This window comes from Kineococcus aurantiacus (genome assembly GCF_013409345.1).
Classification (GTDB): Bacteria; Actinomycetota; Actinomycetes; order Actinomycetales; family Kineococcaceae; genus Kineococcus; species Kineococcus aurantiacus.
In genome coordinates, this window is sequence record NZ_JACCBB010000001.1 from 484522 (window position 1) to 509732 (window position 25211).

Annotated in this window: 30 protein-coding genes; 12 read left to right on the plus strand and 18 right to left on the minus strand. The window is 72.0% G+C overall.

Annotated elements, in window-relative coordinates; genetic code table 11:
• Nucleotides 1-103: 103 nt before the first annotated feature.
• From BJ968_RS02345 to BJ968_RS02405, 13 genes are all read right to left on the minus strand, one after another.
• The gene (locus BJ968_RS02345; RefSeq protein ID WP_179748876.1) at nt 104-400 is read right to left on the minus strand and encodes a WXG100 family type VII secretion target; all 297 of its coding nucleotides are present in this window, start codon (nt 398-400) and stop codon (nt 104-106) included.
• Nucleotides 401-525: 125 nt separating this feature from the next.
• The gene (locus BJ968_RS02350) at nt 526-2433 is read right to left on the minus strand and encodes a LysM peptidoglycan-binding domain-containing protein (RefSeq protein ID WP_179748878.1); all 1908 of its coding nucleotides are present in this window, start codon (nt 2431-2433) and stop codon (nt 526-528) included.
• A gap of 65 nt (nt 2434-2498) precedes the next feature.
• Complete coding sequence (locus tag BJ968_RS02355) at nt 2499-3677, minus strand: hypothetical protein (protein ID WP_179748880.1); 1179 nt, start codon at nt 3675-3677, stop codon at nt 2499-2501.
• Nucleotides 3677-4237, minus strand: coding sequence for a hypothetical protein (locus BJ968_RS02360; RefSeq protein WP_179748882.1), 561 nt, complete (start codon nt 4235-4237; stop codon nt 3677-3679). Before BJ968_RS02360 ends, BJ968_RS02355 begins: the two co-directional genes overlap by 1 nt.
• The gene (locus tag BJ968_RS02365) at nt 4234-4692 is read right to left on the minus strand and encodes a pilus assembly protein TadG-related protein (RefSeq protein ID WP_218884708.1); all 459 of its coding nucleotides are present in this window, start codon (nt 4690-4692) and stop codon (nt 4234-4236) included. Before BJ968_RS02365 ends, BJ968_RS02360 begins: the two co-directional genes overlap by 4 nt.
• Nucleotides 4689-5093: a TadE/TadG family type IV pilus assembly protein gene (locus tag BJ968_RS02370; RefSeq protein ID WP_179748884.1), complete on the minus strand. Its 405-nt coding sequence runs from the start codon at nt 5091-5093 to the stop codon at nt 4689-4691. Before BJ968_RS02370 ends, BJ968_RS02365 begins: the two co-directional genes overlap by 4 nt.
• Nucleotides 5090-5521: a TadE/TadG family type IV pilus assembly protein gene (locus BJ968_RS02375; RefSeq protein WP_343078222.1), complete on the minus strand. Its 432-nt coding sequence runs from the start codon at nt 5519-5521 to the stop codon at nt 5090-5092. Before BJ968_RS02375 ends, BJ968_RS02370 begins: the two co-directional genes overlap by 4 nt.
• Entirely contained in the window at nt 5482-5715 is a 234-nt protein-coding gene (locus BJ968_RS02380; protein ID WP_179748888.1) for a hypothetical protein, read from the minus strand. The genes BJ968_RS02375 and BJ968_RS02380 overlap by 40 nt, the downstream gene beginning before the upstream one ends.
• Before the next feature lie 24 nt (nt 5716-5739).
• A complete protein-coding gene (locus BJ968_RS02385) occupies nt 5740-6702 on the minus strand; it encodes a type II secretion system protein (RefSeq protein ID WP_343077767.1) in 963 nt (320 codons plus the stop codon).
• Complete coding sequence (locus BJ968_RS02390; protein ID WP_343077768.1) at nt 6699-7547, minus strand: type II secretion system F family protein; 849 nt, start codon at nt 7545-7547, stop codon at nt 6699-6701. Before BJ968_RS02390 ends, BJ968_RS02385 begins: the two co-directional genes overlap by 4 nt.
• The gene (locus tag BJ968_RS02395) at nt 7544-8890 is read right to left on the minus strand and encodes a TadA family conjugal transfer-associated ATPase (RefSeq protein WP_343077769.1); all 1347 of its coding nucleotides are present in this window, start codon (nt 8888-8890) and stop codon (nt 7544-7546) included. The genes BJ968_RS02390 and BJ968_RS02395 overlap by 4 nt, the downstream gene beginning before the upstream one ends.
• Entirely contained in the window at nt 8887-9675 is a 789-nt protein-coding gene (locus BJ968_RS02400) for a hypothetical protein (protein WP_179748892.1), read from the minus strand. Before BJ968_RS02400 ends, BJ968_RS02395 begins: the two co-directional genes overlap by 4 nt.
• A gap of 4 nt (nt 9676-9679) precedes the next feature.
• On the minus strand, nt 9680-10069 hold the full coding sequence (locus BJ968_RS02405) for a hypothetical protein (RefSeq protein ID WP_179748893.1): 390 nt from the start codon (nt 10067-10069) through the stop codon (nt 9680-9682).
• A 26-nt stretch (nt 10070-10095) separates the two neighbouring features.
• Between BJ968_RS02405 and BJ968_RS02410 the strand changes: the two genes are divergently transcribed.
• The 6 genes from BJ968_RS02410 to BJ968_RS02435 all read left to right on the plus strand — a co-directional run bounded on the left by BJ968_RS02410 (nt 10096) and on the right by BJ968_RS02435 (nt 14331).
• Nucleotides 10096-11502, plus strand: a complete 1407-nt coding sequence (locus BJ968_RS02410; protein ID WP_179748895.1) for a recombinase family protein — start codon at nt 10096-10098, stop codon at nt 11500-11502.
• Nucleotides 11503-11788: 286 nt separating this feature from the next.
• Nucleotides 11789-12031 (plus strand): helix-turn-helix domain-containing protein, encoded by a 243-nt coding sequence (locus BJ968_RS02415; protein WP_179748897.1) that lies wholly within the window; start codon nt 11789-11791, stop codon nt 12029-12031.
• A 218-nt stretch (nt 12032-12249) separates the two neighbouring features.
• Nucleotides 12250-12624, plus strand: coding sequence for a hypothetical protein (locus BJ968_RS02420; protein ID WP_179748899.1), 375 nt, complete (start codon nt 12250-12252; stop codon nt 12622-12624).
• Nucleotides 12621-12779 carry a hypothetical protein gene (locus BJ968_RS02425; protein WP_179748901.1) on the plus strand — a complete coding sequence of 53 codons (159 nt, stop codon included), beginning with the start codon at nt 12621-12623 and terminating at the stop codon, nt 12777-12779. Before BJ968_RS02420 ends, BJ968_RS02425 begins: the two co-directional genes overlap by 4 nt.
• The gene (locus tag BJ968_RS02430) at nt 12776-13090 is read left to right on the plus strand and encodes a hypothetical protein (protein ID WP_179748903.1); all 315 of its coding nucleotides are present in this window, start codon (nt 12776-12778) and stop codon (nt 13088-13090) included. The genes BJ968_RS02425 and BJ968_RS02430 overlap by 4 nt, the downstream gene beginning before the upstream one ends.
• Nucleotides 13087-14331: an AAA family ATPase gene (locus BJ968_RS02435; RefSeq protein WP_179748905.1), complete on the plus strand. Its 1245-nt coding sequence runs from the start codon at nt 13087-13089 to the stop codon at nt 14329-14331. The genes BJ968_RS02430 and BJ968_RS02435 overlap by 4 nt, the downstream gene beginning before the upstream one ends.
• A 133-nt stretch (nt 14332-14464) precedes the next feature.
• Here BJ968_RS02435 and BJ968_RS02440 read toward each other — a convergent pair whose 3' ends face one another.
• Nucleotides 14465-14941 (minus strand): hypothetical protein, encoded by a 477-nt coding sequence (locus tag BJ968_RS02440; protein WP_179748907.1) that lies wholly within the window; start codon nt 14939-14941, stop codon nt 14465-14467.
• Nucleotides 14942-15400: 459 nt separating this feature from the next.
• Between BJ968_RS02440 and BJ968_RS02445 the strand changes: the two genes are divergently transcribed.
• The 4 genes from BJ968_RS02445 (at nt 15401) to BJ968_RS02460 (ending at nt 17517) form a co-directional block, all read left to right on the plus strand.
• Nucleotides 15401-15607, plus strand: a complete 207-nt coding sequence (locus BJ968_RS02445) for a hypothetical protein (RefSeq protein ID WP_179748909.1) — start codon at nt 15401-15403, stop codon at nt 15605-15607.
• Nucleotides 15604-15960, plus strand: coding sequence for a hypothetical protein (locus BJ968_RS02450; RefSeq protein ID WP_179748911.1), 357 nt, complete (start codon nt 15604-15606; stop codon nt 15958-15960). Before BJ968_RS02445 ends, BJ968_RS02450 begins: the two co-directional genes overlap by 4 nt.
• Nucleotides 15957-16862 carry a hypothetical protein gene (locus tag BJ968_RS02455; protein WP_179748913.1) on the plus strand — a complete coding sequence of 302 codons (906 nt, stop codon included), beginning with the start codon at nt 15957-15959 and terminating at the stop codon, nt 16860-16862. Before BJ968_RS02450 ends, BJ968_RS02455 begins: the two co-directional genes overlap by 4 nt.
• A 241-nt stretch (nt 16863-17103) precedes the next feature.
• The gene (locus BJ968_RS02460; RefSeq protein ID WP_179748915.1) at nt 17104-17517 is read left to right on the plus strand and encodes a hypothetical protein; all 414 of its coding nucleotides are present in this window, start codon (nt 17104-17106) and stop codon (nt 17515-17517) included.
• A 78-nt stretch (nt 17518-17595) separates the two neighbouring features.
• On the opposite strand, the gene BJ968_RS02465 is transcribed toward BJ968_RS02460, so the two are convergent.
• A complete protein-coding gene (locus BJ968_RS02465) occupies nt 17596-19080 on the minus strand; it encodes a hypothetical protein (RefSeq protein WP_179748917.1) in 1485 nt (494 codons plus the stop codon).
• A gap of 117 nt (nt 19081-19197) precedes the next feature.
• Here BJ968_RS02465 and BJ968_RS02470 point away from each other — a divergent pair, with 117 nt between their 5' ends.
• Both BJ968_RS02470 and BJ968_RS02475 read left to right on the plus strand, forming a co-directional pair.
• Nucleotides 19198-19560: a MazG-like family protein gene (locus tag BJ968_RS02470; protein ID WP_179748919.1), complete on the plus strand. Its 363-nt coding sequence runs from the start codon at nt 19198-19200 to the stop codon at nt 19558-19560.
• Nucleotides 19557-20534, plus strand: a complete 978-nt coding sequence (locus BJ968_RS02475) for a hypothetical protein (protein ID WP_179748921.1) — start codon at nt 19557-19559, stop codon at nt 20532-20534. The genes BJ968_RS02470 and BJ968_RS02475 overlap by 4 nt, the downstream gene beginning before the upstream one ends.
• A gap of 619 nt (nt 20535-21153) precedes the next feature.
• Here BJ968_RS02475 and BJ968_RS02480 read toward each other — a convergent pair.
• The 3 genes from BJ968_RS02480 to BJ968_RS02490 form a co-directional block, all read right to left on the minus strand.
• Entirely contained in the window at nt 21154-21579 is a 426-nt protein-coding gene (locus tag BJ968_RS02480) for a hypothetical protein (RefSeq protein WP_179748923.1), read from the minus strand.
• Between the two features lie 451 nt (nt 21580-22030).
• On the minus strand, nt 22031-22408 hold the full coding sequence (locus BJ968_RS02485; RefSeq protein WP_179748925.1) for an SAF domain-containing protein: 378 nt from the start codon (nt 22406-22408) through the stop codon (nt 22031-22033).
• 163 nt (nt 22409-22571) lie between these two features.
• Entirely contained in the window at nt 22572-25181 is a 2610-nt protein-coding gene (locus tag BJ968_RS02490) for an AMP-binding protein (RefSeq protein ID WP_179748927.1), read from the minus strand.
• Nucleotides 25182-25211: the final 30 nt, after the last annotated feature.

Sequence of the window (25211 nt, forward strand, 5' to 3'; positions counted from 1 at the left end):
GACCGGAGCACCCGTGGGGGCCGGTCCCACCCGTTCCGGCGGTCCCGGACGGGTGGGCCCGGGGGTTTCGGCCGGCGGGTTCCGGCCGGCGGGTTCCGGCCGGTCAGCGACCGAGGCTGGCCGCGAGCTGGGAGTCGGTGTCGGACAGCGTCTGGGCGGCCGTCCTGAGGTAGCCGGACATCCCGGACAGCCCCTCGAGGACCTGGGTGATCCCGGTGTTGAACTCGTCGTAGGAGTCCTTGAACGCGACCGAGGAGCGGTCGGTGACGTACCCGCCGGAGACGAGGGAGTCGACGAGCGCCTTGAGCCGGGCGAGCTTGTCGGCGATCTCGGACTTGCCGTGCTCCAGGTTGGTCGCCGCGCTGCTCATGTCGTCGTAGGTGACGTTCAGGTTCGCCATGGTGGGCCTGCCTCCGGTGTTCGCGTCCCCCGCCCCGGTCGGGGTGGGGTTTCCTCCAGTGGACCACCGGGCCGGTGCGGCCCGGGGGTTGTCCACACCCCCGTCCGGGGGAGTTCGGTGGTGCCTCAGCGGGCGCGCAGTTCCGCCAGCCACGGCGCGTACTGCTCGCGGGTGAGCCGGCGCGCCGTCCCGGCCAGACCGAGCACGCCGAGGTCGAGGTGCCCGTCGGGGGTCACCGAGAACCGCCAGGTCGCGGTCGGCACGTCGCCCACGCACACGACGGCCACCGGGGTGCGCCCGGTGCCGGTGAGCGCGTGCAGCCGGGCCGCCTGCTGCTCGGTGGGCGCGCCGGAGACGGCGACCACGACGGGCCGGGTGCCTCCCGTCCGGGCCGCGCGACCGGCCAGCAGACCGTCCCCGGCCGGCCGGGGGTGGCGTTCGAGCAGGTCGAGGACGCCGTCGAGGAGCGCGTGCGAGCGGACGTTCCCGGGGGACAACGCGGACAGGTCGTCGCCGAAGCCGACGAGGTGGACGTCCACGCCGTCGGACCAGGAGTTCGTCGCCAGTTCCACCGCCATCGAGGTCACGACGTCGCGGGCGACGCCGGGGTCCCCCCCGACCGCCACGAGACCCGGTGCGCTCTCCAGGTCCAGCAGGACCTCGTGGTCGCCGGAGACGGCGACGTCGACCAGCGCGGGGAACGGGGCGGGGACCTCGCCCACCGGGCCGGTCGGCAGGTCCTCCCGGCGGACCCGCCACGCCCCGCCGGGCAGGACCGTCCACGGGGCGGGCGGCTGCGCGGCGGCACCGTCCAGGTGGGTCCCCAGGTGCAGGACGAGCTCGTCGGCGGACAGGTGCGCGGCGACGACCTCGGGCAGCGGCAGGCCGGAGGCGGTGCGGGCGGCCGCCAGCCGGCGCAGCGCGTCGTCGAGGAACCGGGCGCGCTCGGGGTCGGCCCCGGCGAGGTCGGGACCGGTCCCGGGACCGGCCGGTGCGCCGGGCCGGCGCAGGGCGACCAGGACGCCCGCCAGCAGCAGCCCGCCGCTGAGGACGGCGCGCGAACCCGCGTCGGCGGCGGACCCGTCGACGGTCCGCTCGACGGCGCCGGTCCCGGTTCCGGTGGTGGTTCCGGTAGCGGTGGGCGACCAGCCGGGGTCGGTGGCGGGGTCGGTGGCGGGGTCGGTGGCGGGGCCGGTGGCGGGGCCGGTGGCGGGGCCGGCGGTCACCGGGTCCGCCAGCGGCGCCGACACCGGCCCGACCGCGTCGGACGGCAGCAGCAGCACCCAGCCGGGGCGGATGAGGTCGGCGTCCAGCAGCCGCGACCCGTCGGCCTGCACGCGGTCCCGGTTCAGCTCGAAGATCTCCTGGTAGCGCAGCGGATCCCCCAGGGTCCGCTCGGCGATGTCCCACAGGCAGTCGTGGTTGCGGCCGTGCGGGGGTTGCACGACGTACGTCACCGGTTCCCCGGCGGCGACGGGAGCCGCCGCCGGGGTGGCCGTGGCGGGGGCGACGCGCGCCGCGCCCGCCTCCGCACCCGCCGTGCCCGGGCTGGTGGCCACGGGGGTCGACGCGCTGACCACCACGGCGTCCACGACGGTGACCGTGCCCGGAACCCACACCGCAACGGCGGCCAGCAGCAGCACCGCGGCGACGAGCCGCTGGGCCAGGAGCTGGTTGGCCCCGCCGAAGGGGACCGTCCCCGACCGGGCCCCGACGGCCCAGGCGCGGAACTCGGCCAGGACGCACACGACGAAGTGGCCCCACACCGCCCACAGGACGACCGCGAGGACGTCGAGGACGGCGGTCGTGGACAACTCGGCGTCGAGCCAGCTGCGGGTCGGCGCCGAGGTCGGCAGCGGGTTGCCGACCAGTTCCACCAGGGCCCACGGGACCCCCAGCAGGACCGCGGCCAGCAGCGCCGCGGCCAGCAGCCCGCGCAGGACCTCCCCGGCCCGGGCGCGCGGGGTGAGGGCCACCCTGGGCAGCCGGGTGGCGGGGCGAGGGGGCGTCCTCGTCGGGGTGGCGGTGCTCACGGCGGGTTCTCCAGGGCGGGGTTCGGTACTGGGTTCGGGCGGGGTTCGGGACGGGGTTCGGCGGGTCAGGGGGTGAGGGGCACGACGAGGGTCTGGACCTCGGTGACGCGCAGGTTCAACCGGACCTCCCGGCGGACCTCGCGGACCTCGTCCCACGTGCGGCCCCGGTCGGCGCTGGCCCGGATGACCCACACCTCGGTCCCGGTGACCGCGTAGGTGTCCGGCACACGCCCGTCCTGCCCGGCCGAGGTCTGCCGGAACACGAACGAGCACAGGTCCGGCCCGGTGCGCTCGGTCGCCCCGGCCGCCAGTTCGCGCCCGCCGCCGGGGCAGGTGACCACGGGGCGGCCGGGTTCGCCCGTCCTGACCTCCAGGGACGTGAGCCTGCCCTCCATGACGGCGTCACCCTCACCGATGGGCCGGCCCTCCTCGCCCTGCACCGAGAACGCCACGGTCTGCCCGATGCGGGGCGTGCGCGACGGCGAGGTCGTGAGGGTCCCCTCGTCGATGTTCCCCGAGTACTGGGCGCGGGTCAGCCACGCGCGCTGCCCCGGCGTGAGCTCCCACCAGAACGGCGGCCGGTCGGGGCTGCTGCGCAGCACCTCCACGCCGGGGGTCGGGACGAACGTCAGGTCCCAGGACGGGGCCAGGGTCGTGGGGTTCACCGGCGACGACAGGCACACCTGGAGGAACTCCTCGGGCTGCTCCACCGGAGTCGTCTGCGTGGGCGTCGGGACGGGGGTTCCGGTGGGCGTCGCGGTGGGGGTTTCGGTGGGGGTCTGCGTCACGGCCCCGGTGGGAGTTCCCGTCGGAGTCCCCGTGGGGGTTCCCGTGGGTTCCGGCGCCGGGACGAGCGTCGGGGTGCCGGTCGGCTCAGCGGTCGGTCCGGCGGTGGCCGCCAGCAGCGACCGCCCCGTGGTGGACCCGAACGGCCTGGCGTCCTTCGGGGTGGGGTCCCCCTCGCTGCCCGGCGGCAGCAACCAGCACGTCGGCACCGGCGCACCGCCCAGCAGTTCCCTGAAGCTGCGGTACTTCCCGCCCCCCGCGCAGCGCATCCCGTAGGAACCGGCCGCGCTGGACCACAGGGAGCACGCACCGACGGACCCGTGCACGTCCGTCGACGACGACAGCAGCCGCGCCCCACCGGCCTCGGCCGCGCGGGCGGACGGGGCGCCCGCCGCGGTCCCCGTCGCGGCCAGCACCACGACGGCCACGGCCCCCAGGACCGGGCCCCAGCGGCGCATCAGAACCTCTCCACGGTCACGTCGGAAGCCGAGCAGGAACCGCCGTCACCGACGACGTCGTCGACCAGCCACCGGTCCCCCGCGCGCACCACGACGGCGGTCGCGGTGCCGTAGTGCGCCGCGTTGACGGGTTCCCCGGTGGCCCGGTCCACCTGCCACCCCCTGTCCTGCAGGCAGACGCGCAGCTGCACCCGGTCCTCGGCGGTGCGGTCGGAGGTCAGGACACCCGAGGGGTAGGGACCGGGCATCTCGTCCCCGAGGTTGTATGCCAGCAGCGGGACGGCCCACCCCTGCGCGGCGGGGGTCAGGGTCGCGGTGAAACCCGGCAGGTGTGCGGGGTCGGCGACGCCGGCGTTCACGGCCAGCGCCTGCTCGCGCAGGTAGGCCCGGAACGCGGTGACGGCCGCGTCTCCGTCGAAGGCGGCCGCGGTGGCCGCCTCCGCCGTGGGCGTCACGGAGGCGGCGCTGGAGGGGGCGGGCACCGGGGGCGCCACGTCGGAATGCTGCGAGCACGCGGTCAGCGCGACCAGCGGCAGCATCAGCACCCAGTGCTTCCTCACGACGCGTCCTCCTCGCGGGTCCCCTCGAACGGCCGGGCCCGGCCCTCACCGGCGGCCCGCAGTTCGTGCACGCCGACGATGCCCAGGAGGGTGGCCGGCTGGACCACCTCCACGCGCGTCCGCACCACGATGCGGCGGCCCTGGGGGTCGCCGACCTCCGTCGTGCCCCGGAAGCAGTTCCCGGGGTCGACGATGGGTGCGCCGGCGGCCGCGGCCGCCGTGCAGTACGCGTTGACCCGGGCCGCGACCTGGCCGTCGGGCAGCAGCTCGAGGTCGGGGGCGTCCAGGTCGACGGCGGCCGCCCCGGCGCGGGCGGCCTCCTCGGCGTAGGCCACCGCCCGGGCCCGCTCGCCCAGCTGCCGCGACGCGTCGACGACGAGCCCGGCGAGCAGCAGCAGCACGAGGGCGAGCACGGGCACGGCGGGCGCGATCGAGCCCTCGTCCCTGCGGTTCACGACAACTCCCGGTTCGGGTCCAGCGGTGAGGAGAACGAGCTGCTGACGGTGAACGAGCCCGGCAGGCCCGGCAGCCCGAGGTCGGCGACGGAGTACGTGCAGCGCGCGGTGACCGTCACGGGCCGGCCCGCGGCGAACTCCGGGATCGGCAGCACGGCCAGGCTGTCCGCGCAGTCCCCCGGGCCGACCGCGGCCTGCACGACGGTGAACGCCCTGCTCTGCGCCGCAGCGGGGTTGCGCGACGTCGTGGCCGCGCGGGCCGCGTCCCGGACCCCGGTGTCCAGGGTGGCCGAGACCGACGTGACGCGCGCGCAGGCCAGCAGCAGCAGGATCAGCAGCAGCAGGGCGGGGGCGACGAGGGTGAACTCCAGGGCGATCGAGCCCTCCTCCTCGCGCCTCACCGGACACCGCCGAAACGTTCGACCGTGCCCGAGGCGTGCTGCGTCGTGCTCAGGTCCAGGCCGGGGACGAGGCTGATGACGTGGCCCGTCACCGTCACGGTGACGGAGTTCCCGTCCGCGCTCCAGGACGTGGCCGCGCGCGGGCCCAGCAGCGACTCGCGCCCGATCGTGGTCGCGAACCGCTCGACGTGGTCGCGGACCACGGGGTCGGCCTCGGCCGCGAACTGCGCGTCGGGCACGACCCGCAGCTGCGCGACGCCCTCGCGGGCCGCGGCCAGGGCCACGGACCGGCCGTAGGCCCAGAGCCCGACCTGGATGCCGAAGAACACCAGCAGCAGGAACACCGGCGCGATGAACGCCATCTCCAGCGCGGCCGACCCCCGGTCGTTCAGCTCGCGCAGGAGCTGCCCACGGCCACCGACGCGCAGGTCTGCAGGTCCTGGCTCTTGTCCTGGACGATCTTGTAGATCGCACCGCCGATGAGCGAGGCCGCCACGACCACGACGGCCGCGATGATCGCCCACTCCAGCGCCGAGGCGCCGGCGTCGCGACCGTCGCGGGCGGCGCGCCGGGCGCGGGCCGAGAGCACCCGCGCGCAGCGGGCCAGGGAGGTGGAGGACATCGGTTTCTCCTTGAGGGGTTTCGTTCACGAGGTGGCCATGAGGTTGTGGACGGCGGGGAACGCGAGGAACACCATGAAGGCGGTGCACAGCACGAGTTGGGCGACGAGCATCGACTGGGACTTCTCCCCCGCCTCGCCCTCGACGTCGGCCATGTCCCGGCGCCGCAGCGTCGCCGAGCGGGCCGCCAGGGAGGCGCGGATCTTCGCGCCGTCGTCGGCGGCCAGGGCCAGCGCACCGGCGAGGTCGGTGAGCTCGGCGACCGCCAGCTCGGTGCCGAGCGCGCCGAGCGCCTGCCACGGGGTGCTGCCCGACAGCCGGGCCCCGGACAGGGCCTGGCGGATGCGGACCAGCGCCCAGTAGTCGCTGACGGAGGCCGAGCTGAGCAGCGCCTCCGGCAGCCCGCGGCCCCCGGCGAGGTTCATGGCGACGAGGTCGGAGAACACCCCGACGACGCGCCGGAAGTCCCGCCGCCGCCGGGTGGCGTCGCTGCGCAGCGCCAGGTCGGGGACGCAGAACCCCGCTCCGCCCAGCACGAGCGCCAGCGACAGCGGCACCCCGCCGGGCAGCGGGACGCCGAAGGTGCGCAGGACGAGCCAGCAGACCGGGGCCAGCAGCACCAGCACCAGCGCCGCCACGACCTTCGTCGCGAGGAACTCCCCCGTGGGCCGGCCCAGGACGGCCAGGTCGGCGCGCGTGCGGCGCAACCGCCAGCCGCGGTCGCTGGCCAGGACCTCCAGCCGGTCGGCCAGCCGCGCCATCGCGCGCCCGAACGTCGCCGACAGCCCGAACAGGCCGCGATCGGGGGCCGCCGAGGCCGCGGCCTCGGCCGCCGACAGGGCGCTGCGCTGGTGGGAGCGGCGCAGCTGGTCCAGCCGGGCCACCTGCGTGGCCACCGACGGCCGGGGCCGCACGAGCGCGGCGGACAGCACGACGATCCCGCCGGCGGTCAGGGCGCCGGTCCCCAGGGCCAGGTGCAGGTCGCTCACCGCGGGCTCACCCCCGCCAGGAACCGCTCGTGGGTCTCGACCCGGGCCAGGCGCCGCAGCCACGTGAGGCCGGCGACCATGAGCGCCGCGACGAGGACCAGCGCGACCTGCCCGGCGAAGGAGGAGTAGGGCGCGACGTAGTCGCGGTTGAAGACGGCCAGCAGGCCCATGACGCCCAGGACGATGAGCAGGACGATCTGCACGCTGCGGCGGATGCTGCGGCGGCTGGCCTCGATGCGCCGGCGCACGTCCAGCTCCTCGCGCGTCGAGGTCGCCAGCGCCGTGAGGACGTCGCGCAGACCGGGGCCGCGCAGCCGGGCGTTGAGCACGAGCGCGGCCACCACCACGTCGGCGCTGGGGTCGTCGACGTCGTCGGCGAACCGCAGCAGCGCGTCGGGCAGGGGTTCGCGGATGCGCAGCCGGTCCACGAGCAGGTTCAGCGAGGGGCGCAGCGCCGGCGCGGACGTCCCGGCGGTCGCCGGGATCGCCTGCTCCAGGCCGATGGCCCCGGCGATGGTGTCGCGCAACGACTCCGTCCAGTTCGCCAGCGCCTCCAGCCGGGCGATGCCGCGGTTCTCCTCGGCGTTGCCGCCCAGCAGCCGCTGCCAGCACGCGACGAGCAGGCCGATGCCGACCCCCGCCACGACCCAGCGGGTCAGGACGAGGGTGAGGACCCCGGCGGCCAGGCCGAACAGCGCCTGCCGGCCCAGCAGCGCGGTGCGCCGCCGGCCCGGGCGCGAGCTCGGCCCCGCGACCCGGCCCGCCAGGCCCAGGGCCGTCAGCAGGACCCCCGACCCGGCCACGGCCGCGGCGAGGGCGGCGGAGAACTCCGGGGCGAGCGTCACGAACCCCACCGGTCCAGGACGGGCGCGACGTACCCGGCGGCCTCGAGGTCGTCGGCGCACTGCAGCGGCGCGTGGGCCCGCGCGACCCCGTCGGGACCGGCGAGGAAGACCTCCGAGCTCAGGACGCGGCCGTCGACGCCGGTCACCTCGCGGACGCTGGCGACCACGCGGCGCAGACCGCCGCCGGAGTGGTAGGTGTTCTGCTTGTCGAGGAACACGACGAAGTCCACGGCCCCGGCGATGAGCATGTGGCTGGCCTCGACCGGCAGGTGCTCCTCGGCCTGCAGCGCGTACGTGGCGATGCGGTTGAACACCTCCGCGGAGGAGTTCGCGTGGATCGTCGACAGCGACCCGTCGTTGCCCTGGCTCATGGCGTTGAGCATCGTGACGATCTCGTCGCCCAGGACCTCACCGACGATGACGCGGCTGGGGTTCATGCGCAGCGAGCGGCGCACGAGCTCGGCCATCGTCACCCCGCCGACCCCTTCGGAGTTCGGCAGCCGTTCCTCGAAGGCGACGGCGTTGGGGTGCCCCGGCTGGGCGTCCAGGCCCAGCTCCAGGGCGCGCTCGACGGTGATGAGCCGCTCGTGGGCGGGGATCTCGGCGGCGAGCGCGCGCAGCATCGTCGTCTTCCCCGAGTTCGTCGACCCGGCGATCATGATGTTCTTGCGGGCCCGCACGGCCGCCCGCAGGAACCCGGCCAGGTCCTCCGTCAGGGTCCCCGAGCGCACCAGGTCGGCGAGCGTGGCGCTGGACAGCCGGGCGCGGCGGATGCTCAGGGCGGGCCGCTGGCACACGCCCATGACGGCCGACAGGCGCGAGCCGTCGGGCAGCCGCAAGTCCAGCTGCGGGTTGGCGGCGTCGAAGGGGCGGCTGGTCAGGCCCACGTTCGAGGCGAGGACCTGGACGAGCTCGACGAGGTCCTCGTCGGACTCGGCGACGGCGCCGTGCAGCTCCTCGCGGCCGTCGGCGTAGGAGACGAACACGCGGTCGCAGCCGTTGATGTCGACGTTCTCGACGTCGGGGTCCTCCAGCAGCGGCTGCAGGCGACCGACGCCGAACAGCGCGGCGACGATGGCCGCGGCGACGGCCTCCTCCCCCGCGGCGGACAGCGGCGCGAGACCGGCCTCCAGCTCGGCGCGGGCGTGGTCCTCCAGGACCTGCACGACGAGGGACCGGGCGAACTGCCGCTCGTCGCCGGCGGACATGGGGCGCCGGCCCTCGGCGTCGTCGCGGCGGCGCTGGGCGGACAGGCGGTCGGCGACGGCGCCGCGCAACCGGCGGACGAGGTCGTGGTCGACCCCGCCCTCGAGGCCGTGCCGCTCGGCCAGGGTGGCGCTCACGCGGCGCTCCGGCGGGTGGAACCGGTCGCGGCGTCGGCGAGGGAGCCGACGACGGCGCGGCCGGCGCGGACCAGGGCCGTGCGCTCGGGACGCGCGGTGCGGGCCCCGTCGAAGACGGCGGCGCCGGCGGGGTCCAGCGGCAGCCGGCCGAAGTCGTCGGCCCGGTCCCCGGCACCGGTGAGCAGCGCGGCGGCGTCGTCGGCCTCGCGCGCGCGGCGGCGCAGGTCGCCCACCACGAGGACCCCCAGCCGCGGCAGCAGACCGTCGGGGCGGCGCAGCGCCCCGGACAGGACCCGCAGCCGTTCCCGGGCGTGCAGGACGGCGCCGGCCTCGGCGCGGACCACGAGCACGACGACGTCGGAGGCGCGCAGCAGGTCCAGGTGGACGGGGTCGGCGCCGACGCGGCCGGCGTCCAGGAGCACGTCCTGGTGGCGCGTCAGCTCGCGCAGCGCCCCGGCCAGGGCCGACCAGCCCTGCCCGGCGGCCAGGGCCTGCTCGGAGCCGCCGAGGCCGACGACGACGCGGGAGCCCCCGGCCACGAGCTGGGTCTGCTCCAGCACTTGCGCCGGGGTCAGGCCCCGGCGCGCGGAGGTCAGCAGCGGCAGCAGCCCGCGGTCGGCGTCGAGGACGGAACCGTCGGCGGCCGGGACGCGCGCGGCGAGGTCACCGCCGGCCGGGTCGGCCTCGACGAGGACGGCCGGGCGCGGCCACAGCGCCGCGGCCAGCAGCGCGGTCGTCGTCGCCCCGGGGGACCCCTTGGCGGACAGGAAGGTCACGATCGCCACGAGGTCACTCCCGCACGAGGTCGACGGACGGGGTGGTGGCGTCGGCCAGCCGCACCAGGGCGACCTGACCGGCCGCGGCGGCCGCGACGACGCCGGCGGCGTCGGCCGTGGGGACCAGCAGCGAGACGGTGCCGGAGTCGGTGCCGACCTGACCGGCGACCGACCCGGCGCCGGTCGTGCCGGAGGCGACGACCCGCGCGGCGTCGAGCAGGACGGTGCCGGCGGGCTGACCGGTGACGGTCGTCGAGCCGTCGGCCGCGACGAGGTAGGCGCGCACGGCGTCCCCGGCGGCCAGGCCCTCCGTGGGGCGCTGCTCGGGGCCCAGGACGACGCCGACGACCGCCGCGTCGGCCGGGACCGTGTCCCCGGCGAGGAACATCGTCCGGTTCAGCACGCGTTAGTTGTGACAGCATTCGAAGCATGGTTGAACGGGCCGCGGTCTACTGCCGGATCTCGCAGGACACACAGGGCCTCGCGCTCGGCGTGACACGGCAGCGCGACGCATGCGTCGACCTTGCCGGCCGCAACGACTGGGCCGTCGATCACGTACTCGTCGACAACGACGTCAGCGCGTACTTGGGACGTGAACGACCCGCCTATCAAGAACTGTTGCGGCTGATCGCCGCCGACAGCATTGACATCGTTGTCGCGTGGGCACCTGACCGGCTGCACCGATCCCCGGCCGAGCTCGAGACGTTCATCGACCTGCTTGAGCGGCACCGCGTAAACGTCGTCACGGTGCAAGCGGGCCGATGGGACCTGTCGACCGCGTCGGGTCGGATGACGGCTCGAGTGCTTGGGTCGGTCGCTCGACACGAGTCCGAGCTCAAGGGTGAGCGGGTCGCAGCGGCTGCCGCGCAGCGAGCTCAACAGGGGCGCCGGTCGTCGTGGTTGCCGTACGGCTGGCGGCGCGAGGTCGATGCCGTCACGGGGGTTACGCACGAGGTGCTGCATGAAGAGCAGGCCGCAGTGATCGTTCGAATTGCTGACGAGCTACTCGCCGGACGCAGCATGAACTCGATAGCGCGCGGGCTGACCACTGACGACGTCGCGACGCCATCAGGGGTGCCATGGAAGCCGCAGCTTGTGCGCCGGCTGGTCAAGCGGCAGTCGAACGCAGCTCGTCGCGAGCACAATGGCATCGTGGTCGGTGAGGCGGCTTGGCCCGCGATCTTGCCCGGCGAGAAACTCGATCGCGTGCTCGCGCTGCTGAACGACCCAGCGAGGCGCACCGCAGCGTCAACCCGAGCCGTTCACCTGCTCGCAGGTCTGGCCCGCTGCGGAATTTGCAGCGAGACGATGCGCTGCGGCAGGACCGCTCGATCGTCGGCGCGGATCTATCGCTGCTCTGGGCGTGGCTGTACGCAGCGGGACGCCGACCGTCTCGACGAGCTCGTCGTCGGTGCCGCTCTTACGCGCCTACGGCAACCCGACGCGCGCAAGTTGCTCGTCGCGTCGAGGAATGGCGATGCCGCCGCGGCGCGAGCGCAGCTAGAGGCCGACGAACTGCAGGCGCGCCTCGACCTAGCAGCTGATCAGTACGCCGACGGACTGCTCGACGCACGGTCTCACCTGCGCATCGTCGAGCGGCTGCGCCCTAAGATGGCGGCCGCTCGCGCCGCCGCCCGCGCAGCGCTGCCAACGCCGGGTCTAGCCGATCTCGTCGACGCCGTCGATGTACACGCAGCGTGGGACCGGCTCGACCTGGCGCAGCGTCGCGCGGTGATCAACGCGCTGCTGACGATCACCGTGCACCGCCCTCCGCGCACCGGCCGCACCTTCCACCGCGAGTCCATCGACCTACGCTTCGGCCACGACCAGGGGTAGTCCGCGTACACAGAGCGACACACTGTCGCGCCCTGTAGTCAACGACACGACGCTGCGCTATTCTGATAGCGACATCGACTGCACGTCGAAGTCATCGCCACCCTAAGGCGCGAGGCCAGCGGGGTCCGAGCAGGAACGCGGCGCGCGAGGCCCGGTTCCGAGCTTCCTCGGCAATGGTGCGATGACCCGACGGGACCGTGCGCGAGGCCGGCGAGCAGCGACAGCCCGAGAGGGGCTGATCGAGCGCCGGTGTCTCCCCTTAACGGCATCCGTCCCGGGAGACGTCATGACCTTCACGCGATCCCGCGTGCATACGTTCAATGGCCCCAACCTCCGCAAGCTCCGGACCGACAGCGCGAAGTCTCGCGAACTGCTCGCGATTGAACTCGGCTGCACGGCTGAGAGCGTCAAGGCGTGGGAGAACGGCAGCAGAGAACCCACCCTCGCGACGGCAGCATCGCTCGCGATCATCCTCCGCGTCTCGCTCGACGAACTCGTGCGTCGGGAGGCGAGCACCGATGCCGCGTAAGCGCAGCGACAATGACGATTTGCAAACGTACCTCGATCGGCTAGTCGCCGATGCACCACCGCTCACACCGGAACAGGCTGCGTTGCTACGCAACGTCTTCGCGGGGCAGGCTGCAGCGTGACGGCGCCAGTCCTGCGCGACGGAGTGTCGGCGCGTCCGCACCTGCTTGGGAACCGCGCCTCGATGGGCATCTGCACTGCAGCGTATGTGGTCTCCCAATGACGCAGATCGATCCCCTGCAGACGGCTCACCCGCTGTGCGCGGATGACGAACCCGTCGTTACCATGCCTGCGCCGGTCGAGCCGCAACTCGAAGTAGACCCCGCCCGATTCACCGGCCGAGAGTGGGAGATCTGGCACGCCGCCTACTGCGCCGGACATGCCGACGGCGCGGCCGTCGAGCGCGCCGAAACCTTCGCAATCGTCGACGACGCGGCCCGCTCGTCAGTGCGTCGGACGGCAAAGAGCCCGGACTACGCGACGTTGTGGGAACGTCGCGGCAACCTTGCCCGCGCGGCCGCCGTCCGCGACGACTGGCGCCGACGCGACGAGCTCGTCGAGGCCGCCGGCGGGTGGGGCGGGGGTGCCCGGTGACCACACGGCTGACCATCGACGGGCTGCTGACCGCTGCCCGCCTCGAGGTGCACGACCTGCCTGGCAACGTCGGACTGTCGGCGATCTACGTGCTGTGCCCTCGCCAGGAGCAGCCCCAACCCCACGACGAGCCCGCCGGGGCGGTGCCGTCGTGACCGGCCGCTCCCTGCGCCACACCGCGCAGCCAGCCGCCCTCGACGGCCGGGCCGGGCTGCTGGTGCTGCCCGACGTCCCCGACGACGCCCCCGACCTTGTGCGCGAAGGCGTCGCCCGCCGGCGCATCACGGCCAGCACCGGCCGCTGCCCCTGCGGCGCCGCGCTCGTCATACCCAACCGCGCCGCCCGCCGCGCAGCCGCCCGCAGCGGCCGCGACGTTACGCACGTGCGCGTCGAGCACGAACCCGGCTGCCCGGCCACCGAGGACGTCCTGCGCCCGGCGCTGCGGCAGTGGAGGGCGGAGCAGTGATCGAGGCGTACGACGGCGACGTGCCCGCCCCGTGGGACGAACCCGGCCAGCACACCCCCGTCGAGCTGATCCCGCCGACATGGGCGCCGATCGACCTGCGCGACGTCCTCGAGGGCACCCACGTCCCGGAGGAGCCGGCGCTGTTCGTCCGCACCGACGGACATGGGCTGCTGTACCCGGGGCGGGTGCACAGCTTCCACGGGGAGCCGGAGAGCGGGAAGTCCCTCGTGGCGCAGGCCGAAGCCGCCCGCGTCCTGACCGACGGCGGGCGGGTGCTGTTCGTCGACTTCGAGTCCGATCGGGGGACGGTCGCGCTGCGGCTGCTGGCACTGGGCGCATCCGTCGAGGCCATCCTCGAGCGCTTCCACTACGTGCGCCCGGAGGGTCCGCCGTCCCTGCCGCACGAGCAGCAGGCGTGGACGGAGCTGCTGGCCCAGCGCTTCGACCTGGCCGTGCTCGACGGGGTCACCGAAGCGCTGTCGCTGGCCGGCATCGCGTCGAAGGACAACGACGCGGTGACGCTGTGGGTGCGCCGGGTGCCGCGGGCGATCGCGCACCGCACCGGCGCCGCCGTCGTCGTGATCGACCACGTCGTCAAGGACAGCGACAGCCGCGGCCGCTACGCGATCGGCGGGCAGGCGAAGCTGGCCGCCCTCGACGGCGCCGCCTACGTCGTCGACGTCGTCCAGCCGCTGGGCCGCGGACTGCGCGGCGTGCTGTCGCTGCGCGTGGCGAAAGACCGCCCCGGCGCCGTACGTGGCTTCGCCGGCAAGCCGCGCCGCGACCGCACTGCTGAAGCCGCCCGCGTCACAGTGGACAGCACCGGACCCGACGACCGGATCGTCGTCACCGTCGACCCGCCTGTAGCCGCGGCGCCGGCAGACGACGACCTCGGCGGCAGCAGGCCGTGGCGTCCGACCGCCCTCATGGAGAAGGTCTCTCGGCTGCTCGAGGACTCCCGCGACCCAGTGGTCGGCAGCACTGTCACCGCGGCGGTGCGCGGCAAGCGGACAGCTGTCAGCGCTGCCCTCGACCTGCTGGTCGCAGAGCAATACGTCGCCCGGGTCATGCACGGCCGAGCCCAGCGCCACCACTGCCTGCGCCCGTACCGACAGACCGATGACCCCCTGTCCGACCTCTACCAGCCGCGGGACGCATCCGACCTCGCGCAGCAGCCCCCGAGGGCCCTGGACGTCATGCGTCCTGCGTCCCGGGTTAACACCCGGGTCCGGGACGCATGAAGCGGGACACATACGACCGCGTCTGGGACGCATCGGGGACGCATCGGGGACGCATGGACGCACGAAGTGGCTACCAGCAGAAAGGACCAGTGATAACCGTGATCACCCAGTCGACTAGCGCAGCTTCCTCAAGTCAAAACTTCAACCCGTCTGGGGGACGAGGGTCCAAAGGACGAGGCGGTGGCGGTAGCGGCCGCTGCCACGAACGCATCTCGGCTTCGTGGCTCTCCCGCCACGTCACACTGATCGGCTCTCGACACGACAGACCGCGTCGTGCGGAAAAAATCATCGCGCCACCGGCATCCAGTTGCAGATGCTTCACCGGCTCCTTCATCGAGCCGCTTGTCACGGTTACATCGAACAGCGGATACGCGCCCTCATTGATGAGGTCGTACGTGTCCCCTGATCGATGCTGCATTCGCCATGGCGGTCGGACTGCCATCCTCTGGGCAGCCTGCTCTGCTAGCTCTAGCTGGCGTTCCGCCGCCTGCACCGACCGCTGCGCCGCATCTGCAGAACGACGTGCGGCCATGGACGAGCGCATCGCGAAGATCAACGCCGCTACCGCCACTAACGCTGACACCCCAGAGGGCACCACAGCCCATTCCATGACCCTGAGCGTAAGCAAGACCCACGGGTGGGGGATCAAGATTGGGCATCTGGGGACAGCGACCGTGAGGGTTGGTCCTCTCGGGGCTGCAGCCACCCCCCACCCCCCAGGCCGAGAAGTCCGGCAGGGGCCTGTGGGGACGTCCAGGCGCCGTCTGGGCGGGGTGTGGTCGTTCGGGGGTCCGCTGCGGCGGGCGGCCGAGGGCGGTGCGCGGTGAGCCGGGCCCGCAGTCAGCGGTGGCAGGAGCCGTCCAGCGCCGGGCCGGGTGGGGTCGATCGGCCGCTGCGGGTAGGGGAGGTGCCTATCCCGGCAGGTGGTCGTCCGGGGCCGGCGCCGGCACCGCCTGCAGAGCTGTCGACCGCGGGGAAGGCCGCGTGGCGCCGGCTGTGGCGCAGCCCCGTCGCGGTTCTGTGGGACGAGCGGTCGGACGCCGGGCCGATCGTGCGGCTGTGCGAGCTGATGACGCGTGAGGACCTGCCGGGGACGAAGGCGCAGGCGCTGATGGTGGCGATCGAGGACCGGCTGGGGCTGTCCCCGAAGTCGCGGGCGCAGATGCGGCTGGTGCTGGTGCAGCAGTGGCCGCCGGCGGGGTCGGGGGCGGACGACATGGGGGAGGTCCTGCTGTCGATCGTGGGCGGAGACGACCGGGTGGAGGAGGCGCGGTGATCAGTTACGGCTGTACGCCGGCGGAGGTCGAGGCGTTGCGCCGGGAGGCGGCGCGCAGTGCGGCGCAGGTCGCGCGGAATCGGGCGGCGCGGGAGGCGGCCGCGCTGCGGCAGGTCGTCGAGCGGGTCATGGAAGGGCTGCGGGAAGCGCAGCGACGAGCAGAGGAGGAACCGCAGGTGAGCGACGAGGAACAGGCCGCGCAGGCGGCCGCAGAGCTGGACGCGGCGGTGCAGCAGGCGCTGATGCAGATGGGCGGGACGCCGGCACGGGTACAACCCGCGCTGGGCCCGGACGGGCAGCCGCTGCCCGACAACGTCGTGGCCGCGCTGGCGCAGATGGGCGGTGGACGGTGAGCCTCACGACCACCACCACGACCCCGTCGACGAGCACGACGGGCCCGGCCACGATGTCGCTGCGGGAGCTGCTGAGCGCAGCGCGGGTGCCGCACACCCACCAGCCGCGCCGGGAGGTGCGCGAGATTGTGACCGCGATCGAGGCCGGGATGCTCGAGGCGCCCGTCGAGGTCGCGGTCGTCCTGGCCGCCTACCGCGCTGCGGTGCAGTCGCTGGGCACCGCGAAGGCGGCGCAGATCGAGGAGCGGCTGCCGGACCTGACCGCGCAGGCCGCACAGGCTCATGCCGGGGGGCAGGCGCTGACCGCGGCGCAGATCCAGGCCATGCGCCAGGCCGCCAACGACGACGCGGCGCAGGCCCGGGTGCTGCAGGTGCTGTCGGAGCAGGTGCTGAGCACAGCCGGGCAGCTGGGCATGGCCGTCGGGTACGCCGACGAGGAGCTGGTCGAGCAGTTGCGCGCCGGTGCGTGGGAGCCGCTGCGGGTCCGCTGGCAGCGGATCGTCGAACAGCTCGAGGACGCAGACCCGCGCGACCCGGCCGAGTTCGTCGGTATCGGGCCCGCTGCTGACCGTGCCCGCGCTGCCCGTGAGGAAGCGGTACAGCTGGCGCGGGAGGTCGCGGCGGTGCGCCGGCTGCACCGGACGCTGCTGCAGCTGAACGCCGACGCCGGGTCGCTGGGCGACCTCGACGAGCGGGGGCTGGTGCACCGTCGCGACGGTCGCGGCCGAGTGGGCGGGGACGCGCTGAACCAGCTCGTCGAGGCCGGGGTCGGGTGGCTGCCGACATGGGCGGAGCTGCACGAGCAGGCGCGGGCCCCGCGGGTGGTGGCCAACCCCAGCGCGCAGGAGCGGGCGCGGGAGGCGATCGCGGCCGCCGGGCGCCCGGCGATGGCGGCGTGGTGAGGCCGGCCAGCCCGTGAGGCGGTGAGCCCGCCCCCTTGAACCCCCGTGCGCGGCGCAGCCGCCACCGACCCGAGTCGCTGTCGCGAGGTCGTCCCCGGGCTGGTGGCGCCGGGGAGCGCCCCCGGCGCCGCGAACGGGTCGGTGGTGGGTGCTGGCGGTGGATCGCGAGGAGAGCCGCCGGCACTGCCGCATCTGCATGACCCCACGACCACGAGCACCACGACGAGCACCAGGAGAAGCGATGACCGACATGAGCCTCGAGCGAATCGACTACAGCGCGGATGATCGGCGGTGGATTCGGGATCACAGCGGGTTCCGCAACACCATCGGCGTGACCCTCGACCCGGCGCTGTTCGGCGCGCTGCGCTTCCCCGGCGGCGTAGTGCCGTCGGGCACGGTGCTGGCGCGCACCGACGCCGGGCTATGGGGACCGTACGACCCGGCCGCCACCGACGGCCGCGCGACCGCGGAGCGCGGCCGCGTGGGGCACCTGCTTGAGGGTCGGACCCTTCGCCCCGGTCGGAGGGTGTCGACGGCGCTGCTCGACGCTGGTGGGGTTGAAGAGCGGCTCCTGCCGACGTCCCCGATTGGTGGGGCGGTCGGGATCCTCGACGCCGCCATCCGCGAGGTGCTTAAGAGTATCCGGTACGCCTAGCGAGCGGCATACGTCGCCCATTGGGCGACCACCTCGGCACCAACGGTGCGGCTACGGCCGCCGCACGCACCCTTCGCTCTAGGAGGTGAGAAACTCGAAGCGCTGGTGCAGGAGGCCACCAATCTGTGCACATCCGCCCTCTTGGGCTTCCTGCACCAGCTGCGCCAGATCGTCATCGTCCAAAGGAGTAATGAATCCTCGGTCGTCCTTAGCGGTGTCCCGGCAGCTCTCCAAGAATGCGTCTTTACCCTCGACCTTTCGGTAGACCAGGAGGCCGTAGCGTCCCCTAGAGGGCGAGAACCTGCCGGCGAGCTGGTCGTACTCCTTGTTGCCGAGAGGCTTACTGTAGTTCTTGCACTCCACGACGACGTTGGCGGCCGGATAGTGCGTTGCGAGCCAGTAGAAGAAGGTGTCTTTGGCGGCGACGTTCGTGTAAGAGATGTCGATGATTTTCCGGCCGTCATGGAGGCGGCGCTGGCGCACTGGGTTCACCAGATCCGGATAGAACAGCGCCGCGAGCAGTGCCTCCACGGCCCGCTCATATGCAGTTGCGTCAGCCTGCCCGGGGGCTAGATCGGTCACCGCCTTGAGAAGATCATTAAGGTGCAACCAGGGCGCATCAACGCCTGTCGCGTCTGCAATCGCTTCGTGACCGGTCGGGCGCGGGGGCGTCTCTGCCTTATCCGACTTGAATTGAAGCAGTAGATCCGGATTTTGCTGTGTCGCATGTAGGTTGATGCGTTTCTCGACGCCTGGATTGTGCCTTCCCGCCCCAAACTGTTGGCGATACTTATTCTCAACATCCCCCTTCTTGACTCTTGGCTCCCCCTTATGTGGGCCTTTTTTGAGCAGGTAGACAAGAGGTGACATCGAGTCCAATTCCTGCTGCTTGAAATACTCGAGCACGTAGTGCCGATAATACTCGCCAGGATTGTAATAAAGATTTCTTCGAACGATGCTCTTCGGTACCAGGAGAAGAGGACCCTGTTTCGTAAGTGGCAGGGTAGCTGTGGCCTGTTCCCATGCGTTGACCCGAGCGTTCCAGAAGGGGCCGATTGCGAGCCCGTCCTGCGTTGGAATTTCGTAGAACTCAGCCGTGGCCTGAGTATATTCGACCAGCTGTTCCCTGATGATGTTCGTTGTGACATCTGAGATTCGGTCCTCGCGGACCCCTTCCACAAGTAGGGCCGTATCTTCCAAGTCCGTGACGAAACCCGATGCCACTGCGTCACTGTTGGCGAGTTCATCGTAGAACTTTTCCGCCAGGCCGTCGCCAACCCCACTGCCCTGGGAAACGCTCGAGTACCCGAGATGGGTCGCATTCACTTCTCCGAGCTCACGCAGGAGAGCCATCGCGCCGAATGAGTCTTTTGCGCGAATCTTATCCAGAACAGCCTGGAAGAACGATTGAATCGACGATATGCATGAATTGGCCCACGGGGATTGAAGAGTTGCCAAAGCCGAGGGATCAATGAACAGTGGGGTATCGTGCTCAACATCAACGTCGATGAAGTCGAACGATCCTTGTGAACCAGTCAGTCCAAACAGCTCCGAGACGCGCACACATACCCCTCAGCTCATCGAGTGAGTAGGGAGGATACCTCCTCACCGCAACGAGCCATGTCGCGACACGCTCGAGCTTGCGGTAGCGACAAGTAAGTCGATGGCACCATGTTCTCCGTGACTCACGATGAACTCCAGCGTGACCTGGAGAGCTTTGCGCAGGCGAGAGACTGGGAACAGTTTCACACTCCCAAGAACTTGGTCATGGCACTCGCTGGCGAGGTCGGCGAGTTGGCCGACCTGTTTCAGTGGCTCACGCCGGAGGAGAGCCTGACTGAGTTTTCGGTCGACGCTGAGCGTCGGAAGGACCTGGAGCAGGAAATGGCCGATGTCTTTGGCTACCTGCTCCGCCTCGCCGATGTGCTCAATGTCGACCTAGAGGAGGCGCTGCGCACGAAGATGAGAGTAAACGCGACGCGCTACCCAGTTGAATCGAGCCGAGGCCGAGCGACGAAGTACAACAAATTGGAGAATCAGTGAGACGGATCGTTCAGCAGCCAGCGGGCAGCCCTGAATCCCACAAGCACTATAAGGACACGGTCGAGTCTCCCGTATCCTTCGCGGCGCATGCCTCGCTTTTGACCTCTACCGATCTTCAGATCCTCAGTCAGCTTCACCCGACCGGGTCAGCTGCGATGTGGGGGGCGAAACCAGGCAAGGGCGAAGTAAACGTCAAGCAGTACGCCAATATGTCGCCTGGCGACTTCGTCGTCTTTGCTTCCAACAAGCGCATCTTCCGTGGTGGAACTGTGACGCACAAGTTCCGGAATGCAGCCCTAGCCGAGTCTCTATGGCAGCGGGACGAGGAAGGAGAAACGTGGGAGCTGATGTTCGCCCTCGACGAATTAAGAGAGCTCGATCTGACCTACGCCGAGTACAACACTGTGGTGGGGTACGGGGCGAACGCTATCGTTCAAGGCTTCCGGGTTCTGGGCGAGGAGAAGAGTGCCGCCCTCTTCGAATACCTCTCACTGGACAGCGATACCTACCCCGCCGTCGGAACTGCCTCCGAGGTAGCTGCGAAGATCGCTGGCCTAGGAGGGGAAACCGAAAAGCTGGTGACGACGGTGCAACGATTGGAACAGGGGTTTCTGAGGCAGTCACTTCTACCAGGACTAGAGGGAGACTGCGCTCTCTGTGGTCGCACCTTTCCCAGGAAACTTTTGATCGCTGCTCATATCAAGAAGCGATCGGAATGTTCCCCACAGGAGCGTCTCGACGTCCCACACGTGGCGATGCTCGCATGCAAGTTCGGCTGCGACAGCCTCTATGAGGAAGGCTACCTCGGCGTTGACGCCACTGGCGGGGTGCTCGTCAGCAAATTCGTGGAAGACTCAACCGCAATCAGCGACTACTTGTCGGCGCTCGCGGGGCGGCAATGCGCTGCGCACACACCCGCCTCAGCTGACTACTTTTCGTGGCACCGTAAATACACCTTCAAGGCCACTGGATAATTTCGGCGCCGGCGGCCGCAGAAACTTCCGGGCTCTGCGGCCGCCGTGCCTCACTGGACGTCGATGCTGACTAGAGTGCTCTCGGTCCCGTCGTTGGTGGTGACGCCCGTGTAGCTCATTCAGATCGGCGACCGTGGCTACTCTCCGCGTCAACGCTTCAGCTCGAGGTCCATCGACTTTCGGACAACCTGATTGAGACGTTGGAAAGCCCGCCATGACGGGCTTTCAAGCGTTCCTTTACTCACCCCTTTTGGGTGTGCTGCACCGGCCCATTGACACGACTGCCGCCGTCGCTACTGCCCAGGCGAGCAGGACGATGAAACCGAGGATGACCGCCCGCCAGAACACGCGCTTCCGGGCTGATCGACGTGTCTAAGCACGGACGGTCGGGCGTCGCTTGCTCACTCATTGGGTCCGTCCCGCAAGTCGCGATGAGCGGGTCGACCTTTTGTTCGACCCCGAACCCTCGGCGGGTTAGCTAGAAGTTCCCGAACGACCTGCCCGGCGGTGGGTCATAACAGTCAGCAACGGAGCACCGCGCACGCCAGAGCGCCAAGCAGCCACGGCCTGCGTCGTTGACTCTCGGTCGGCGCCCCGTGCATAGCTCAAGGTACGCGGTTCAGGCGCCACCAATCTGGGCCGTCACAACGCCGACGAAGATTTCGCGCGCAGTGCCGCCAACCTGCTCGGCCATGCGCTGCCAGCGGGTCTTCTCCTCGGGGTCGCTCGCCGTGTCGGCGCGCGCGTGCAGCTCGCGGACGAGCGCATCGACGACGGAGTCGGGGCTCGGCCATGCGCCGGCGGCGCGAAGCCCGTCAGGCGTGACCTCAGAGATGCGGATCGGGTACGGCAGCTCGCCGACGGGGATTCCGCGGATTAGACCGTCACGAGCTAGGTTGCGCAGTGCCGCCTTCGCGCTGTCCAAGGGGATGCCCAGCGCGTCGGCGATCGGTTCAGGGCCGCTGACGTCGTAGGCATCGATTGGGTCGAGGCGTTGGGCAAGCCACTGCAGCACGGGCAGGTCGCGTTCGGTCCAAGAAGTCACCCGTCGATCATCGAGGCTGAGTAGCGCCGCCGCCGGGACGTCGGCACCCTTCCACCCGTTGTGTCGGAAGTTCGTAGTCTGGTTAGTGCAGTGGTTTGTCGAACGTTGGAGGGTGGCGAAGATGCGCAGATGGCCAACGAGGGCCACAGCATTCGCTGGTTAAGCCTCCTCAACTGTCGTCGAGGCGCCATCCCCTTTACCCGACCAAGGCATGACCCGGTTCCATCCCTCGCGATTGAGGACGCCGTCGAGGTCAGTCAGCGACGCGAATGGCCACCGGCCGACGTCGTGACCTGCCTCGAGCAACTGCAGCGCCTCCACGGGGTCCAGGTCGTCAAGCGGCAGTGTCGAGTACGTTGCACCGGTCGACGGAATCCTGAGTACGAGCAACCCATCGATGTAGGTAGCGGTCAGCTGAAGCGATCCGATCATGCGTTGACCCAAATGGCTGTCACTGCGCACCCATGCGGTTCACGAGGGTGTCGGCGGGGATGCGGGTCGTGGCGTACGTCCCGACGAAGTTCGCCAGGGCGCCGGCCGGGACGGTCGCCGCCCCGTCGGCCGCGACGCGGGCGGTGCCGAGGTCGTCGGCGGTGAGGAGCTCACCGGGGGCGATGTCGTGCCGGGCGACCAGGACGTCGACGCGGTCCCCGCTGCGGTGCACCACGAGGGCGCTGCCGAGGGCACCGCCGACGACGAGGACGAGGCCGAACGCGATGAGCGCGGGACGTCGTTCGCGGACCGGGCCGGGCAGGCGGGTGCCGGACGCGCCGGCGGTCGCGGCGTCGGCTCCCCCGGGGCGGTTCTTCGTCGGGACGGCGGTGGGCATGGCGACGACGGTGCCAGCCGCGGGACCGGGCCCCGGTGACGCACGGGCACCGGTTGGGCCGTCCGGGGGCGGCCCGTCACCCGCTTCGCGCAACCCCCGGCGACGCTGCGTGCTCGGATCGGGTGAGTCCGGCCGGGACCCCGGCCGGGCCCACCCGGGACCGTCAGCGGTCGGCGAGCTCCCCGTCGAGGGCGGGCCCGGTGAGGTCGACGACGTCCGGGCGCAGCCACCGGGAGAGCAGCTCGGCCGGACGGTCGACGCGGGGGTCGCGCAGGATGGACATGTGCTCGCCGGGGACCTCGACGACGTGGTGCTCACCGCTGAGGTGCGGTCCCCACTGCCGCCGGGCCCCGGCGTCGACGTCGTCGGCCGCCACGAGCACCAGGGTCCGCCCCGGGTAAGGGGCGGTGGTGTAGCGGCGCTGCAGGAAGTTCCCCTGGCGGAAGAAGCGCACGTAGTGACCCAGGCCCGCGTGGGCCTTGATGCCCGTCAGCGCCAGGGACAGCCCCTCCTTGAGCCGGGCGAGGGCGCCCGCCTGCGGCGGGAGGGGCATGAGGGCGGGGTCGGGCGGGAAGGAGTCGACCACGGCGAGCAGCTCGACCTCCTGCCCGGCGCGGCGCAGCTGGTGGGCCATCTCCAGGGCGATGAGCCCGCCGAGGGAGTGCCCGGCGACCCGGTACGGGCCCGTCGGCTGCTGCTCGCGGACGGTCGCCACGTTGCGGCGGGCGATGCGCTCCACCGACCAGTCCGGCAGCGCCTTGTTCTCCAGGCCGTTGGCCTGCAGGCCGAGCACCGGGATCCCCGGCGCGATGCGCTGGGCGAGGGTGCGCAGGGCCAGGGCGGCGCTGCCGGCACCGGCGACGAGGAACAGCGGACGTTCCCCGCCCTCGGGACGCAGGGGCACCAGCGTGGGCCGGGTGCTGCGGTTCGTCGAGCGCACCGCCACCGCGAACGAGGCCACCGTGGGCGCCTCGGCCAGCCGTGAGGTGCCGAGGTTCGCCACGCCCGGCACGCCGAGGGCCTCGATGCGGCTGACGAGCGCCTCGGCCGCCAGCGAGTCCCCGCCGAGCTCGAAGAAGTCGTCGTGGATCGAGAGGTCCTCGAGCTCGAGCACGGCGCAGAACTGCTCGTAGACGATCTCCTCCCAGCTGGAGCGGGGGATCTCGAAGGGGGCGCTGCTGCGCGCCGGCTCGGGCAGGGCGGACCGGTCGAGCTTGCCCCGCTCGGTGCGGGGCAGCGCGTCGAGGAAGACCACGTGCTCCGGGACCATGTGCGAGGGCAGGTTCTCGCGGACCACGGCGCGGATCGCCGAGGCCTGCGGGCGGGGTCCGTCGGGCACGACGTAGGCGACGAGCGCCGTCCGCCCGGTCCGCGGGTTGGGCCGGCCGACGACGAGCGCCTCGCGCACGTCCGGCTGGGCGAACAGCAGCGCGTCGACCTCCCCGGGCTCGACGAGCAGCCCGCGGATCTTGACGCTGTGGTCGCTGCGGCCCAGCAGCCGCAAGCAGCCGTCGGGGCCCAGGGTGCCGACGTCGGACGTGCGGAAGGTGCGCGAGCCGTCGGGGTTGTCGGAGAACACCTCCGCCGTCTTCCCCGGGTTCCTCCAGTACCGGCCGCCGAGCCAGCGGGAGGTGAGCACGACGCGGCCGGTGCCCTCGTCGGCGAGGGTGCCGTCCTCGCGCTCGACCTGCAGGCGCGCGCCGGGGACGGCCCAGCCCACGGGCGTGGCGCCCTCGGGGGCCTCGTCGTCGCCGGTGATGGGGTACTCGGTCATGAGCCACGTCTCGGTGGAGCCGTAGCGGTTGCGGACCACGCACTGCGGGCCGACGGCGCGGCGCACGGCGGCGAGCTCGGCGCCGTGGACGGTCTCCCCGGCCATCGTGACCGTCTTCAGGCCCGGCAGGCGGCCGGCGGGACCCAGGGAGGCGATGACCCCGCGCAGGATCGCGGGCGAGGCGAGCAGGACGTCGGCGCCGACCCGGGCGAGGAACTGCGGCAGCTCGGTGACGGGCCGGCGGCGGGGGTCGAACAGCTCCTGCCGGGCCCCGGCGAGCAGGCAGCCCAGGGTCGGGGTGACACCGGCGCTGAAGGCCATGGGCAGCAGGTGGGCGACGACGCTGCCGGCGGGGTAGGCGCCGGTGCCCTCGGAGCTGACCCAGGTGTCGTGCAGGATCGAGCGGTGGTCGCACGCCACGCCCTTGGGGGCGCCGGTGGACCCGGAGGTGTAGACGATGACGGCGACGTCGTCGGGGGCGGCGGGCGTGCCCAGCAGCGCGGCGGCGGCCTCGACGTGGTCGGGGCGGCGGCGGGTGGCGTCCTGGTCGGGGTCGACGACGGTCCCGGCGACCTGCGCGGCCGTCTCGCGGCGCTCGGCGTCGGAGACCACGAGGGTGGCCCCGGCCGCCTCGACGTAGTGCCGCAGCCGGGGCGCGGGCGTCGTGGGGTCCAGGACGACGACGGGGTGGCCGGCGGCGACGACGCCGACCACGGCCGCGACCGCGCCCGCGTCGTGACCGCGCAGGACGGCCACGGGGGCGCTCTGCGGCGCGGTCCCGGTCCCGGCGTGGTGGGCGGTGACGGCGTCGCGCACGAGCGCCGCGCGGCGCAGCAGGTCGGCGCCGGTGAGCCGCGTGGTGGCGTCGGCCACCAGGACGTGCGCGGCGCGGGCGAGCGCGACGTCGACGATGCGCGGGATCAGCTGCCCCTGCGCGTGTTCCTCGGAGAACGTCGTGAACCCGTCGTCCACGGTTGCCGTTCCGGTGTTGTCCCCCACGGGTGAGCCCCCTCCCCCGACCGGACGTGG